A 216-nucleotide genomic window follows, 5' to 3' on the forward strand; every position below is an offset into this window, starting at 1 on the left:
TCGGGTGAGTGGTCCCGGTTCCTGTCCGGCCTCAAGGCGGGTCACTTCGGCACCTGAGCCCGAAGCGAGGAGGAGGCGGTGAGCCGCATTGGTACGTGACCTTCGGAACGCGCGGTGGCGGAAGAGCAGTTTCAGCGGCGACTCGGGTGAGTGTGTCGAGGTCGCCTCGGGCATCCCGGGTCTGGTCGGGGTGCGTGACAGTAAGAACCCCGGCGG

General features: G+C 67.6%; 1 protein-coding gene. It reads left to right on the top strand.

Going from position 1 to position 216, the window contains the following annotated elements; translation table 11 throughout:
• Positions 1-88: 88 nt before the first annotated feature.
• On the top strand, positions 89-216 hold a 128-nt coding region (locus IEY93_RS21715), incomplete at its 3' end, for a DUF397 domain-containing protein (RefSeq protein ID WP_189164975.1).

It is taken from the genome of Sphaerisporangium melleum (assembly GCF_014646695.1).
Taxonomy (GTDB): domain Bacteria; phylum Actinomycetota; class Actinomycetes; order Streptosporangiales; family Streptosporangiaceae; genus Sphaerisporangium; species Sphaerisporangium melleum.